The sequence below is a fragment of the Saccharothrix syringae genome, assembly GCF_009498035.1.
Classification (GTDB): Bacteria; Actinomycetota; Actinomycetes; order Mycobacteriales; family Pseudonocardiaceae; genus Actinosynnema; species Actinosynnema syringae.
Window position 1 is genome coordinate 3,077,270 of the sequence record NZ_CP034550.1, and the last position, 14,230, is coordinate 3,091,499.

The 14,230-nt window shown below is 71.0% G+C and carries 11 protein-coding genes and 2 pseudogenes; 5 read left to right on the forward strand and 8 right to left on the reverse strand.

The genetic code is table 11. The features are described from left to right. Positions 1-44: 44 nt before the first annotated feature. Positions 45-1,051, reverse strand: a pseudogene (locus tag EKG83_RS14105) (1-deoxy-D-xylulose-5-phosphate reductoisomerase); the annotation flags it as partial. Between the two features lie 216 nt (positions 1,052-1,267). Further along, complete coding sequence (locus EKG83_RS14110; RefSeq protein WP_033435910.1) at positions 1,268-1,474, reverse strand: hypothetical protein; 207 nt, start codon at positions 1,472-1,474, stop codon at positions 1,268-1,270. Between the two features lie 401 nt (positions 1,475-1,875). On the opposite strand from EKG83_RS14110, the gene EKG83_RS14115 reads away from it, so the two are divergent. From EKG83_RS14115 to EKG83_RS14125, 3 genes are all read left to right on the forward strand, one after another. Continuing rightward, positions 1,876-2,778, forward strand: a complete 903-nt coding sequence (locus EKG83_RS14115; RefSeq protein ID WP_153278074.1) for a polyprenyl synthetase family protein — start codon at positions 1,876-1,878, stop codon at positions 2,776-2,778. 68 nt (positions 2,779-2,846) lie between these two features. Beyond that, the gene (gene ispH / locus EKG83_RS14120) at positions 2,847-4,109 is read left to right on the forward strand and encodes a 4-hydroxy-3-methylbut-2-enyl diphosphate reductase (RefSeq protein ID WP_051767075.1); all 1,263 of its coding nucleotides are present in this window, start codon (positions 2,847-2,849) and stop codon (positions 4,107-4,109) included. After that, the gene (locus tag EKG83_RS14125; protein ID WP_084717211.1) at positions 4,106-5,956 is read left to right on the forward strand and encodes a 1-deoxy-D-xylulose-5-phosphate synthase; all 1,851 of its coding nucleotides are present in this window, start codon (positions 4,106-4,108) and stop codon (positions 5,954-5,956) included. The genes ispH and EKG83_RS14125 overlap by 4 nt, the downstream gene beginning before the upstream one ends. A gap of 183 nt (positions 5,957-6,139) precedes the next feature. Here EKG83_RS14125 and EKG83_RS14130 read toward each other — a convergent pair whose 3' ends face one another. Then, positions 6,140-7,426 (reverse strand): ABC1 kinase family protein, encoded by a 1,287-nt coding sequence (locus EKG83_RS14130; RefSeq protein ID WP_228122863.1) that lies wholly within the window; start codon positions 7,424-7,426, stop codon positions 6,140-6,142. Positions 7,427-7,917: 491 nt separating this feature from the next. Then, positions 7,918-9,133 (reverse strand): annotated as a pseudogene (locus EKG83_RS14135) (IS256 family transposase). Between the two features lie 330 nt (positions 9,134-9,463). Here EKG83_RS14135 and EKG83_RS14140 point away from each other — a divergent pair. Then, the gene (locus tag EKG83_RS14140; protein WP_033435907.1) at positions 9,464-10,321 is read left to right on the forward strand and encodes a phosphotransferase family protein; all 858 of its coding nucleotides are present in this window, start codon (positions 9,464-9,466) and stop codon (positions 10,319-10,321) included. An 80-nt stretch (positions 10,322-10,401) separates the two neighbouring features. Here the strand turns inward: EKG83_RS14140 and EKG83_RS14145 are convergent, their stop codons facing one another. Next, on the reverse strand, positions 10,402-11,250 hold the full coding sequence (locus EKG83_RS14145; protein WP_033435906.1) for an SDR family NAD(P)-dependent oxidoreductase: 849 nt from the start codon (positions 11,248-11,250) through the stop codon (positions 10,402-10,404). Positions 11,251-11,337: 87 nt separating this feature from the next. On the opposite strand from EKG83_RS14145, the gene EKG83_RS14150 reads away from it, so the two are divergent. Next, complete coding sequence (locus tag EKG83_RS14150; protein ID WP_228122610.1) at positions 11,338-11,985, forward strand: TetR/AcrR family transcriptional regulator; 648 nt, start codon at positions 11,338-11,340, stop codon at positions 11,983-11,985. Positions 11,986-12,190: 205 nt separating this feature from the next. Here EKG83_RS14150 and EKG83_RS14155 read toward each other — a convergent pair whose 3' ends face one another. From EKG83_RS14155 to EKG83_RS14165, 3 genes are all read right to left on the reverse strand, one after another. Then, a complete protein-coding gene (locus EKG83_RS14155; protein WP_033435904.1) occupies positions 12,191-12,424 on the reverse strand; it encodes a hypothetical protein in 234 nt (77 codons plus the stop codon). A 179-nt stretch (positions 12,425-12,603) separates the two neighbouring features. Beyond that, entirely contained in the window at positions 12,604-13,167 is a 564-nt protein-coding gene (locus tag EKG83_RS14160; RefSeq protein WP_051767076.1) for a sigma-70 family RNA polymerase sigma factor, read from the reverse strand. A 194-nt stretch (positions 13,168-13,361) separates the two neighbouring features. Further along, a complete protein-coding gene (locus EKG83_RS14165; protein ID WP_194283016.1) occupies positions 13,362-13,847 on the reverse strand; it encodes a sigma factor-like helix-turn-helix DNA-binding protein in 486 nt (161 codons plus the stop codon). Positions 13,848-14,230 lie beyond the last annotated feature (383 nt).

The following is a 14,230-nucleotide window of genomic DNA, read 5'->3' on the forward strand; positions in this document are numbered from 1 at the left end:
TCGTCATCGGCGGCGGAACGGGTTCATCCGCAGCCGTGGTCGTCCGTGTCCACGATGGAGGTGAACGGCGTGCCACCGGCGAGGAAGACCGCTACGGCCTCCTCGTTGGCGGCGTTGTAGACGGCCGGCAGGCAACCCCCGCCGGAGCCCGCCTGCCTGGCCAGCCGCACCGCCGGGAAGGTCTCGTCGTCCAGCGGGCCAGGGCGATCGGCAGGCGCATGTCGGGCGGGCTGGCCTGGGCCAGCGTGGAGCCGTCGGTGAAGGTCACCATCGAGTGGATCACCGACTGCGGGTGCACGACCACGTCGATGCGGTCGTACGGCACCCCGAAGAGCAGGTGCGCCTCGATCAGCTCCAGGCCCTTGTTGACCAGGGTGGCCGAGTTGACCGTGATGACCGGGCCCATCGACCACGTGGGGTGGGCCAGGGCCTCGCCCGCGGTCACGCCGGCCAGCCCGTCGCGGGTGCGGCCGCGGAACGGGCCGCCGGAGGCGGTGAGCACCAGCCGGGCGACCTCGTCGGACCGGCCGCCGCGCAGGCGCTGGGCCAGCGCGGAGTGCTCGGAGTCCACCGGCACCAGCTGCCCCGGCTTCGCGGCCCTGAGCACCAGCGGCCCGCCCGCGATCAGCGACTCCTTGTTGGCCAGGGCCAGGGTCGCGCCGGTGGCCAGCGCGTGCAGCGTCGGCTCCAGCCCGATGGAGCCGGTGATGCCGTTGAGCACCACGTCCGCCGGGGTGGAGTCGACCAGGTCGGTCATCGCGGTGGGACCCGCCAGCACGCGCGGCAGCTCGAACCGCCCGGTGGGGTGCCCGCGCCGGTGCGCCTCCGAGCGCAGAGCCGACGTCACGTTCTCCGCGGCCGTCGCCCTGGCCACCGCCACGACCCGCGCGCCGGTCTCCAGCGCCTGGGCGGCCGGCAGTCCCGGGTCGGAGCCGCCCGAGGCGAGCCCGGCGACGGCGAAGCGGTCCCGGTTGGCGGCGATGACGTCGAGGGCCTGGGCGCCGATCGAACCGGTCGACCCCGGCACCAGGACCGTGCGTGGTGCGCTCATCACCGGCCTCGCGCCGGTGATCGCGGTCTTCCCGCTCGACACGATGTGCGGTCCGCTCGACGAAACCGACCGGACGGATCCGGAGAAACGGCCGCCGGGGGATTCCGCCAACCGGCGGCGTGGCCGGCGGTGACGGATTCACCCGGCACGTGGCCCGGTCGGGTCGTCACGTGCCCGTGCCGACACGTGCTCATGTCGACGGCGGTGATCCGGAGGTCACTTGGACGTCCGCTGGGGTGCACGGGCGCCGTCCGAGGCGAGGTGTTTGGTCAGCAGTGCGATCTGCTCGGTGAGGGCCTCCAACTGCTCGTTGTTCCGCCTGGCCCACTTGCGCGCGCTGCCCTTCTTCCTCTTCTTGCTCTTGAAGGTGCGCCTGCCGGCCTTCCGGAAATCCTTGCTGACGTCGTCGAGACGGTCGAACATGTTGTCGACGAGATTCTTCCTCCGTCTGGCCATATGCCCTCCCTCGATAATTTTCCTTATCCCAGTAGATACCCCGGGTGCGGGGAGGGCAACCCCGGCCCGTTGTTCCCGTGTTGAACACGATGAACGCCGGGGTGCGCACCGCGTTCAACACTCTCAACCTCGACCAGGGGTGCTGTCTTGCTTCCGGAAGGCTATTCCCCTCTAATCGGAGTATTGCCTTCCCCGGCAATGACGGGGCGGCAGTCGGATGAGGAGGCGTTGACTTGGCCACGAGCAGTGTCTCGACCCATGAGGCAGCGTTGTCGGTCCTGGCCTGGGCGGGGGAGGCGATCCAGCGGCGGTCGCGTGCGTCGTTGAACGAGTTCTGCCCGGCGTTCCGAACCGTTGCCGGATACCACATGGGCTGGTGCGACGCCGCCGGTGAACCGTTGTCGGCCGGTGGCGGCAAGGCGGTCCGCCCCGCATTGGTGCTGCTGGCGGCGAAGGCCGTGAGCCGCGTCGACGACGCGGTGACCGACGCGGCGGTGGCGGTGGAGCTGGTGCACAACTTCTCACTCATCCACGACGACGTGATGGACGGCGACGAATACCGCCGGCACCGCCCCACGGTGTGGTCCCTGTTCGGAGTGCCGACCGCGGTCCTGGTGGGCGACGCGCTGCTGACCGCGGCTCAACAGGTGCTCATGGCCGCGGGCCATCCCGCTGCGACGCGTGCGCTGGCCGAATTGTCCTCGGCCGTGCAGCACATGTTGCACGGCCAGGCGATGGACGTCAGCTTCGAATCCCGGCAGGACGTCGGACCGGACGAGTCCGTGGCGATGACGGAGGGCAAGACGGCGGCCCTCATGCGCTGCGCGTGCGTTCTGGGTGCGTTGTACGCGGGAGCTGATCCGCCCCGGACCGCGGCCCTGGGGGACTTCGGCCGGCACCTGGGCATGGCGTTCCAGTACGTCGACGACCTGCTGGGGATCTGGGGCGATCCCGCTCGGACGGGCAAACCGGTGTGGTCGGACCTGCGGGCGCGCAAGAAGTCCCTCCCGGTGGTCGCGGCGCTGTCCAGCGGCACGGCGGCGGGACGCGAGCTGGAACAGCTGTACCACGCTCAGGGCGCCTTGTCCGACGACCAGTTGGCCACCGCCGCCGAACTGGTGGCGCTCGCCGGCGGCAGGGACTGGGCGCGCGACCGCGCCGAGCGGCACCTGGAGGACGCGTTGTCGTGCCTGGACGCGGTCGACGCCGAGCCGCAGGCCCGGCGGAACCTGGTCGCGGTCGCGCGCCTGGTCGCCGACCGGGAGCTGTGACCGAAGCCCGAGCGGGCGCCGATCCGGACGGACATCCCCTGCGGGAGCGAGAGAGGAACGGTGGTTCCATGAGCGTCGAGCCTTCTTCCCACCACATCGCGGACACGGCGATCGGAGGTTCGGCGCCCGGCGAGGTCGTGGTGGCGTCGGAAGTCCTCCTGGACGGCGGTGAGCGGATCCGTTGCCCGGCCGCCCCCCTCCTGCGGGGTGCCTTGCGCGGGCGGGGGCTCGACGCCCGCCTGGCCCCGGTGACCGCACGCCGAAGCCGCGACGGGGAACCGGCCACCCTGCTGGTGACCGGTTCCCCCACCGAGGGGTGCGGCCTCGCCGTTGCCGCGCACGACGCGCACGCGCTGGCCGTGGCGCGCGCGGAGTTGCGCGCCGCGACCGCGGCGTTCGGAGCGCGGCGGGTGCTGCTGGCCTCGCCCCGCTCGTTCTGCGCCGGGGTGGAACGGGCCATCGAGGTCGTCGAGAGGCTCCTGGAGAAGAACGGGCCGCCGGTGTACGTGCGCAAGCAGATCGTGCACAACACGCACGTGGTGCGGCAGCTGGAGCAGCGGGGCGCGGTGTTCGTCGAGGACGTCGAGGACGTCCCGGAGGGCGTGACGGTGGTGTTCTCGGCCCACGGGGTGTCGCCGGCGGTGCGCGAGGCCGCGACAGCCAGGGGGCTGGACGTCGTCGACGCCACCTGCCCGTTGGTGACCAAGGTCCACGCCGAGGCGCGGCGGTTCGCCCAGCGCGGGGACACGGTGGTGTTCATCGGGCACGCCGGGCACGAGGAGACCGAGGGCACGCTGGGCGAGGCGCCGGACCGCATGGTGCTGGTGCAGGACGCCGCCGACGTCGCCACCCTGGAGGTCGCCGACCCCCGGAGGGTGTCCTACCTGACGCAGACCACGCTGGCCGTCGACGAGGCCGAGGCGGTGGTGGACGCGTTGCGCGCGAAGTTCCCCGCCCTGCGCGGGCCGCGTTCGGAGGACATCTGCTACGCCACCACCAACCGGCAGGACGCGTTGCGCGCGGTCGTGGAAGAGTCCGACGTGGTGCTCGTCGTCGGGTCGGACAACTCGTCCAACTCCCGGCGCCTGGCGGAGTTGGCCCGCCGCGGCGGCACACCGGCCCACCTGGTCGACGACGCGGCGCAGATCGCGTGGACGTGGTTGGCCGGCGCGTCGACGGTGGGGCTGACCGCGGGGGCCTCGGCACCCTCGGCCCTGGTGGAGGAGGTGGTGGCCGCCTTGTCGGGGCTCGGTCCGGTGGAGGTGGAGGAACGCCGGGTCACCAGTGAGGACATCCGGTTCGCCCCACCGCGCAAGGTGGTCGCCCCGTGACCGCCACGCCCGTCCCCCGCCTTCCCCCGATCCTGCCCGGCATCACCGGCCCGGCCGACCTGCGCGAACTACCGCGCGAGCAGCTGGCGGGCTTGGCCGAGGAGATCCGCGGGTTCCTCGTCGACCGGGTCAGCCGCACCGGCGGGCACCTGGGGCCGAACCTCGGCGTGGTGGAGTTGACCATCGCGCTGCACCGGGTGTTCCGCTCCCCGGTGGACCGGATCGTGTTCGACACCGGCCACCAAGCCTACGTGCACAAGATCCTCACCGGCCGCCAGGCCGGGTTCGACGAGCTGCGCCAGGCCCACGGCCTGTCCGGCTACCCCAGCAGGGCCGAGTCCGATCACGACACCGCGGAGAACTCGCACGCCTCGACCGCGCTGTCCTACGCCGACGGCCTGGCCCGGGGCTTCGCGCTGCGCGGCCAGTCGCACCGCCGGGTCGTCGCGGTGGTCGGCGACGGCGCGCTGACCGGCGGCATGTGCTGGGAAGCGTTGAACAACCTGGGCGCCGACACCGCGGCCCCGGTGATCGTCGTGCTCAACGACAACGGGCGCTCCTACGGACCGACCGGCGGCGGACTGGCGCACCACCTCACCGAACTGCGGCACGCCGCGGGCCACCGACGCGGAAGGCCCAACCTGTTCCACGACCTCGGCCTGGCCTACCTGGGACCGGTGGACGGCCACGACGTCCCGGCGGTCGAGCAGGCCCTGCGCCAGGCCATCCGGTTGAACTGCCCGGTGGTGGTGCACTGCGTCACCCGCAAGGGCAAGGGGTACGGCCCCGCGGAGACCGACGAGGCGGACTGCCTGCACGCCGTCGGCGTCGTCGACCCCCGCACCGGAAGGCCCGCCGCGCCGTCGCCACCGACGTGGACGTCCGTCTTCGCCGAGGAGATGGTCGACATCGGCCGCCGGCGACCCGACGTGGTCGCCGTCACCGCGGCGATGCTGCGCCCCACCGGGCTGTGGGGTTTCTCCCGGGCCTTCCCCGATCGGGTCTTCGACGTCGGCATCGCCGAACAGCACGCGGTCACCAGCGCCGCCGGGCTGGCGATGACCGGTCTGCACCCGGTCGTCGCGGTGTACGCGTCGTTCCTCAACCGGGCGTTCGACCAGTTGCTGATGGACGTGGCACTGCACCGGCTGCCGGTGACGTTCGTGCTCGACCGCGCGGGCATCACCGGCCCCGACGGCCCCAGCCACCACGGCACGTGGGACCTGTCGCTGCTGGCCGCGGTCCCCGGCCTGCGGCTGGCCGTGCCCCGCGATCCCACCCGGCTCAAGGACCTGTTGAACATCGCCATCGCCACCGAGGGCGGTCCCACGGCACTGCGCTTCCCCAAAGCCTCGGCGGGACCGGACATCCCCGCCCTGCACCACGTCGAGGGCGTCGACGTCCTGCGGACCGCCCCGGACGCCCGGGTGCTGCTGATCGGCCTGGGCCCCTTGGCCGGGGCCTGCCTGGAAGCCGCCGACCTGTTGGCGCGTCGAGGGATCGAGGCGACGGTGGTGGACCCCCTCTGGGCCGCTCCGATCAACCCCCACCTGTCGCTGCTGGCCGCACAGCACGACCTGACCGTCACCGTGGAGGACAACATCGAAACCGGCGGGTTCGGCACCCGCTTCGCCCACCAGTCGACGAGCCTGCCGTCACGGAGCAGGGTGCGGACGGTGTCGCTGCCGCACGCCTTCGTGCCCCACGGTCCCCGCAAGGCGCTGCTGGCCCAGGCGGGACTGGACGCGGGCTCGATCGTCCGCACGGTGCTCACGTGCCCGGAGTCCCAGGGCGCCGCGCAGCGCACGGCGCACGGCAACGGCCGATCGCTGCGGTCGGTTCGCTGAACGGCACGTCCACTGCCACGGCCGGTGTCGGCGGCACGTTTCCGCTGTGGTGTCCGATCCCAGGCAGGTTCCACCCGGTGACCGCGTACCTGGTGGCCGGCAGCGCACGGCGGGACGCGCGGCACAAGGCCGGCGCGCCGTGGCCGACTCTCACGTCCGACCTCGGATCGTCCGCCTGAGGCGTCAAACGCGTTTGCGGATGGTGTAGATCCACGCGATCAGCACACCGAGGCCCAGGTGCAGCAGGTTGGTCATGTGGCCGATCTTCTGGTACCCGGGTCCCTTGAGCAGACCGAGCTGAACGGTGAGGTCGCGGTTGCTCAGGTCCCGCAGGAGCTTGCGCAGGTAGTCCAGGGCGGACGTGCCCCCGATGACGGCGTCCAGCGCGAACCGGGCAGCCTGGTTCTTGGACATGAACTCGCTGAACAGGTCACCCATGATCTCCACCATGGCGTCTTCGAAGACGTCCACCATGGACAGCTCGGGCGCCAGGTTGCGCACCGAGCCCTCGACGTTGGCGAAGGACTTGCCCAACAGCGAGATGTGCGGACTGGTGTGGACCCCACGCCTGGTGGCGTACATCAGGATCGTGCTGAGGGTCACGCCGAAGTTGAGTTCCTCCAACGAAGCCGAGGAGATCTTCGGGATCAGCATGGACATGTCGCCGGCGAACCCGTGCAGATCGGCGCGCGCTGTCGCGTGGCCCATCTCGACCCATCCCCGGGCGGTGGCCGCGGCATCGTTCTGGGCAATGCTCAACAGCACCAGGATCAGAATCCTGCCCAAGTTCCTGTCGATCTTCCCGACCATCCCCCAGTCGATGATGTTCGCCTTCTCCCCCGGGTGCACGAAGATGTTCCCGGGATGCGGGTCGGCGTGGAAGACGTGTTCGGAGAAGTAGCCCTGATACATGAACTTGAGCAGGTCACGACCGATCTTCTTGCGCTCCTTCCTGGTGAACGCGGCAGGGTCGGCATCCCCGATGGAGACACCGGGCGCCAGTGTCTGCACCAGGACCCTCGGCGTCGCGTCGATCACCTTGGGAACGGTGATGTGCTTGAACTCCTTGGCCACCCTGCGCGCGTCGACCATGTTCTGCGCCTCCAGGGTGAAGTCCAGCTCGGGCTCCATCCCGTTGAAGATGACCTGCAGCATCGCGTCGACGTCGATCAGCTCGTTGAACCGCGGCGCGAGTCGGCCGACCAGTCGGGCGACCCGACGCATCTTCTTCATGTCCTGCAACACCTGGGCCCGGATCCCGGGGCGCTGGACCTTCACCACGGCCGGGGTGCCGTCGTGGAGGGTGACCCGGTAGACCTGGGCGAGGGAGGCCGACCCGAGCGGCGTCACCACGTCGATGGTGCGGAAGCGCTGCCGCCACGCGGGCATGTCCTGATCCATGACCGCGGCGAACTCCCCGAACGGGCTGACGGTGACGCGGTCGTGCAACTTCTCCAGTTCCGCGATCATGGCGTCGGAGACGAGGTCGGGACGGGTGGACAGTATCTGACCCAATTTGATGTAGAACGGCCCCAGCCGCTCCAGTGCGGCACGAACCGCCCGAGCCCGCCTCTGGTCCTTGCCCTCACCCTGTTCGGGTGGCGGCGAATCGACGCCCAGAGAGGGGCGGGAGAGGGTGCTCGAAGCGATGTTGCCCACCGCCGTGGCCAACAACCTGGAGCGACTCCGACCATCCGCCGGTGACCCCTCCGCGGAGGGGTCACCGTTCGCGGTGATCGGTTTCTCGCCGAGTGTCGTCAAGAAACACCACTCCTCGGAACGCCTTCGGACCGGAACGACGATCCTTTGACCGCCGCCCGAACACCAGTGCCTCTTCCCATCGGAGCAGCAACGGGCATCGCTCCGCAATGCGCTCGTGCGGCGGGGTGTTGAACCTGTTGAAGCAGGTGGCACGCCAACGGGGTCTGTCAAACGAGCGGTGTAAGTCGGGTTGAAGGGGGTTACTTGCGTCCGGCGGCCAGGCGGCCGTCGAAGGCGATCTCGAAGGCGTTGAGTGCGGGCTTCCAGCGCATGGTCCAGCGTTTGCGTCCGGTGCCGGTCGGGTCCAGGCTCGTGATCGCGCGGTAGACGCATGTGAGTGCGGCCTGGTCGTTGGGGAAGTGGCCGCGGGCCTTGACCGCGCGGCGGATGCGGGCGTTGACGCTTTCGGTGGCGTTGGTCGAGCAGATCACCCGGCGGATCTCGGTGTCGAAGGCGAGGAAGGGTACGAACTGAAGCCCAGGCGTTGTACCAGAGCCGGACGATGGCCGGGTAGCGGGCGCTCCACTCCTGGGTGAACTCGGTGAACCGCTCTTCCGCGGCGGCCTCGGTCGGGGCGGTGTAGACGGGTTTGAGGGCCTTGGCGATGGCGGCCCAGTGCTGGCGGGCGGCGTAGCGGAAGCTGGTGCGCGGCAGGTGCACGATGCAGGTCTGCACGATCGTGCGTGGCCAGACGGTGGTGACGGCGTCGGGCAGGCCGGTCGGTCCGTCGCAGACCAGCATGAGCACGTCGGCGACGCCGCGGTTGCGCAGTTCGTTCAGGACGTGCAGCCAGTATTTGGCGCCCTCGCCGCCGTCGCCGGCCCAGAGCCCGAGGATGTCGCGGTGCCCTTCGGCGGTCACGGCCATCGCCATGTAGATCGGCCGGTTGGCGACCTGGCCGTCGCGGATCTTGACGTGCACGGCGTCGATGAACACCACCGGATAGACGGTGTCGAGGGGCCGGTTCTGCCACTCGACCATGCCCTCGACCACCTTGTCGGTGATGGTCGAGATCGTCTGCCGGGACACCTCGGCGCCGTAGACCTCGGCCAGGTGCGCGCTGATCTCGCCGGTGGTCAGGCCCTTGGCCGACAGCGAGATGACCATCTCGTCCACGCCGGTCAGGCGCTTCTGCCGCTTGGCCACGATCCGCGGCTCGAAGCTGGAGTCACGGTCGCGAGGCACGTCGATCTCCACCGGGCCCACGTCGGTGAGCACGGTCTTGGAACGGGTGCCGTTGCGCGAGTTGCCCGTCCCGCGACCAGCGGGATCGTGCTTGTCGTAGCCCAGGTGGTCGGTGATCTCGCCCTCCAGGGCCGACTCCAGCAGCCGCTTGGTCAACTGCTGCAGCACCCCACCCTCACCGGTCAACTTCAGCCCACCGGCCCGGGCCCGGCTGACCAACTGGTCGACCAGCTACTCGTCCAAGCCGTCCAGAACGGTCTCGGGCTCGGCGTCCTCAGCGTGCTCCACGCCGGACATCATCTCCGTCATCGGATGCTCATCCTTGATCAGGACTTACACCGACATTTGTGCAGTCCCTGGTCAAGGCTTCTACCTGTGGGAACAGAACCGCTGCAGGTGGAACGCGACTATTGGAGGCCGTTGGACGCGGTTCGATGCGGTTGAAAGCGTCCGGCGGCTCCCGTGCCCACCGCAACGATTCGCCGGCCATCGAACATGCCCTGCTGCCCTGGCGCACCCCGTGCTCATGCCGATGGGCGGGCGCGTGTGATGATCCACGGTGTGGAGGCGGCGATCGTTGCGCGTGCGACGGCGGCGGCGACGGCACTGGCCGGTGAGCTGCACCTGCCGGTCGACGACGCGATCCTGATCCAGGATTCGAACATGCTCGCCCTGCGTCTGCTGCCGTGCGACGTCTTCGCCCGGGTGGCACTGGCGGGTCAGGAGGTGGCCGCGCTGGAGGTCGAGGTCGCCGGGCGGCTCGCCGCGACCGCGAGCCCCGTCGCGGCGCTGGAGCCCCGGGTCGAGCCGCGGGTCTACGAACGCGACGGCTTCGCCGTGACGTTGTGGACCTACTACGACGTCGTGACTCCCGCCCCGGACCTCCCCGGCGCCTACGCGGACGCGCTCCAACGCCTGCACGCCGGCATGCGACGCGTCGAGATCGCCACCCCGCACTTCCTCGACCGGGTCGCGGAGGCCGAACGACTGGTCACGCACCGGGACGACACCCCCGCGCTCACCGAGACCGACCGGCAACTGCTCCTCGGCACGCTGCGAAGTGCCCGTGAACGGATCCGCGGCCACGGCGCCGCCGAACAGCTGCTGCACGGCGAACCGCATCCCGGCAACCTCCTCGGCACCCGTGACGGCCTGCTGTTCATCGACTTCGAGACCTGCTGCCGCGGACCCGTCGAGTTCGACGTGGCCCACGCGCCGGAAGACGTCGGTGCGCGTTATCCGGGCCTCGACCACGTCCTGCTCGCGGAATGTCGACGGCTCGTGCTCGCACTGGTCGCCGCCTGGCGCTGGGACGTCCGCGATGGATTCCCGGACGGGCGTCGGCACGGCCGGAACATCCTGTCCCTGCTCCGCGAAGGTCCACCGTGGCCCGCACTCGGTGCTCTCGTCACCGGGTAGCGGAACGCACTCGCACGCCGCGAGCGGTTGCGCGGCCGACAACAACGGCGTAACGGGCAGGACGAACACCAGGTTGTTCGTCAGCCGCTGTAGGCGCGGGCGGTTCCCTTCGGGGAGTGGCGGCGCAGGTTGGCGGCGATGACGCGGTCGAGCGTGCGGTCGGACAGCATCCGGGTCAGGCCGGTGACCAGGGCGGCGTCCCGGCCGATGGTGTAGCGGGTGCGCGGTCTGCGGGTCGTCACGGCCTTGGCGACGACCCGGGCGGCGGCGTCGGCGGTCAGGCCCGACGCGGTGCCCGAGGCCATCAGCGCGTTGGTCGCCTGGACCAGGCTGCCGTAGCGCTCGTGCTGCTCCGGCGTCATCCGGGCGGCCAGGTCGTTCGCCGTCGCGATCCCGCGGGTGGCCATCTCCGTGCGGACGCCGCCGGGCTCGACCACGACCACCTGCACGCCCAGCGGCGCGACCTCGCGGCGGAGCGAGTCGCTGACCGCCTCCAGGGCGAACTTCGCGCCGGCGTACGCGCCGTACGTGGCCATGGCGACCTTGCCGCCGACCGAGCTGATGTTGATCACGCGTCCCCCGCTGCGCAGCAGCGCGGGCAGGAGCGCCTGGGTGACGGCGACGTGGCCGAACAGGTTGACTTCGAACACCCACCGCCACTGCGTCATCGGCAGGGCTTCGACCGGGGCGTTCACCTGGATGCCGGCGTTGTTGACGAGCGCGTGCAGCCCGCGCGGGTCGCCGGCGACCCGCGCGGCGAGTGCTTCCACCTGCTCGGGCTTGGTGATGTCGAGGATGATCGGCTCGACGCCGGTCGACCGGATCGCGTCGGCGTCGCGGTCGCGTCGCACGCCGGCCAGGACGTGGAATCCCCGGCGGGCCAGTTCGCGGGCGGCGGACGCGCCCATGCCCGTGGAGGCTCCGGTCACGACGACCAGCTCCCGATTTTCAGATGACGTTGTCACCTCAACGACGCTACCAGCTCAGATGACAACGTCAACTGTATGATGGGCGTCATGGCCACCCGCGCGGAATCCGCCGCCGCCACCCGCCGCGCCCTGCTCGACGCGGCCGCCGAGCTCCTCGACCTCGGCGGCCCCGAAGCGGTCACCTTGCGCGAGGTGGGCGCGCGGGCAGGCGTGACGCGGGGAGCGCCGTACCGGCACTTCGCGGGCAAGGACAGCCTGCTGACCGCCGTCGCGACCGAGAGCTGGGAACGGATCGGCGACCGCGTGCACGCCCTGCGGACCGACCCGGCCCTGTCGGCCTCGGAAAAGCTGCGCGGCGCTCTCCGCGCCCTCATCGACGTCGGTCGGGACCAGCCGCACCTCTACCAGATGTTGTTCAGGCAGCGCGGAGACCGTCCCGGGGAACGCGGTGAGGGCATGGAGCGCGTCCGGCTTCGGCTGTGCGGACCGGAGGGCGACCCGGCCGCGGCCGTCCGCGCGGCCGGACGCTTCCAGGACGAGTTCCTGGCCATCGTCGCCACCCTCGTGGGGGAGCGGAGCGCACCGCACTACGGCGCCCTGCTGCTCAGCAGCGCCCACGGCATCGCGGGCATGGAGCTCAGCGGCCACCTCGGCCCGGACAAGTGGCGCACCACCGCCGACGAGCTCGTCGACACCCTCGTCCGCATGGTCGCGGACGCCGGTGGAACGACATAGCAACGCCCGGCCGCTGCACGCGAGGCAGCGCCCCTCCTGACCGGCACCGTGACATCCGTTGCGCTGATTGCCCACTCAGCGAACGTCCGCCATGCCGCCGATCTCATGGGCGGCGAGCTTGCGAAGTCGTCCGGCGCCGGGCTCCGAGCTTGTGATCCGCATGTCGGTCATCGCCCCTCGCGCCGGCTCGTCCGTCCTGAGTCGATCAGCGACGGGCGATGACCCAGTTGAACAAGGCGGCCGCGGCGCCCGTGGCGGCACCGCCCACCAGGACGGCTTCGGCGAGGTGGTACCCGGCCAGGGCGGCCAGCACACCGGCTCCGATGCCGGTCAGGATCGACAACGTCAGCACCAGGGCGGCGCGCAGGCCCAGCAGCGAGGTGGCGTCGTGGGGAGCGGCGCCACCGGGAGCGGGCGGGGTCGTGTCGGGGCTGCTCATCCTGGTTCTCCTTGGTCATGGTGCTCGGCGGTGACCGGGGCGGCCCCGGTCGTGCCGAGGCCATGGGTTCGTCGGTTCCCGTCACTGCCGTGGGAACCCGGTGTGGATGTCGTCCTGGAGTTCAAGGGTCGCGGGCTGCCGCGGACCAGCCCGACGGGCTTCACCGTGATCGACACGGCTCAGCCTTCGCCCAGTGCCTTGCGGAGCCGGGTCAACGCCCGGTGCTGGGCCACCCGGACCGCTCCCGGGGTCGACCCGACGGCGTCCGCGGTCTCCTCGGCCGACAAGCCGACCACGACGCGCAGCACCAGGATCTCCCGCTGCCTCTCGGGCAGGACCTGCAGCAGCCTGCCCATCCGCTGGGAGAGCTCCTCCTGCATCACGTGCTGCTCGGGGCCGGCCTCGGCGTCGGGTCCGTCCGGGACCTCCGGCACCGGTTCGGCCCGGTCCCGCGCGGCGGCGCGGTGGGCGTCGGCGACCTTGTGCGCCGCGATGCCGTAGACGAACGCGAGGAACGGTCGGCCCTGGTCCCGGTAGGAGGGGAGGGCCTTCAGCACGGCCAGGCACACCTCCTGGGCGACGTCGTCGGCCGAGGCGAACGAGCGCTCCTGCCGGCCGACCCGGGCACGGCAGTACCGCACCACCAGCGGTCGGATCGACGCCAGCAGCCGCTCGACGGCACCGCGATCACCGGCGACGGCACCGCCGAGCTGGGCGCCCAGGGCGTCCTGGTCGGCGGACAGCACGGAGACCGGTGGCGGATCGACGGGACCGGGTCGCCGGACCTGAGCCGTGCGGTCGACCAGCGCGGCGACCGCGCTCGGCGACACCCTCCGCGCGATCCCCTCCGCGACCGGCTCGCCGAGGGACGACAGCGCCAAGGAGGCGGGCTCCGCCCTCCGGTGAAGACCGTTCGAGAGATCAGTCGTGGACGACATCAGCGGCCTCCTTCCTCGATCGACGTGCGGGCTGTCCGACGGGCTCGGCGTAGTCGCCCCTCCACGGCGCGGGGAGTCAGCCGCAGGAGTGCGGCGATCTCGGCGTGGGAGAAGTTCTGGTCGGCCAGGAACAGCACGGCGCTCGCGTCCTCCCCGAGGTGCTCGAACAGCGCGTCCACGGCCGCGCGGGCGACCACGGCGTCCTCCGGCGACCTGCTGGTCATGGACCGCTCGACCCCGGACCAGGCGTCGAGCAGCTGGACGTCCTTCCAGCCGCGCCTGCCGCGCTGCCACTTCCGGTACACGTTGGGGAAGCACAGGACGCAGGCGTTCTCGAAATACCGCCGCAGCGTCAAGCCGCTCCCGGCCGACCACTGCCCGTCCACGATCCCGCGCTCGGTGAACAGCTCGAAACCGTCCACCACCACGTCCATGGCCAGCTCCTCGGCGTCCGCCGGCAGCACCACCTGCTGGTGCAGCCGCAACCCGCGGCGCCTGCACTTGGCGAAGATGGCGCCGGACTCGATCAGGGGTGTAACGAACCCGAGGCCGTACCCGACAAGCTGGTTGCGGAGCGCCTCCCAGACCGGGCCGGTGGGACCACGTTCGCGGATGTGCCCGACGAGCTGCTCGTCCGAGAGCGCGGAGTTGCCGGCGCCGTCGAGGCACTGCGAGACGTCGCTGGGTAAGACAGAGCCGCCCGGATCGGAGTCCGGGGGCTTGACGACCAAACCCTCCATGCGGTGCGTCCCCACGTCGGCGGCGGATACTGCCCTTCGACCACTCCCATGTCATCCTGCTCCGCCCACCCCACGCGGCGCTCGGCACAAATCGTGCGAGCCGTTCGACCGGATCGTCGACCCGGCCA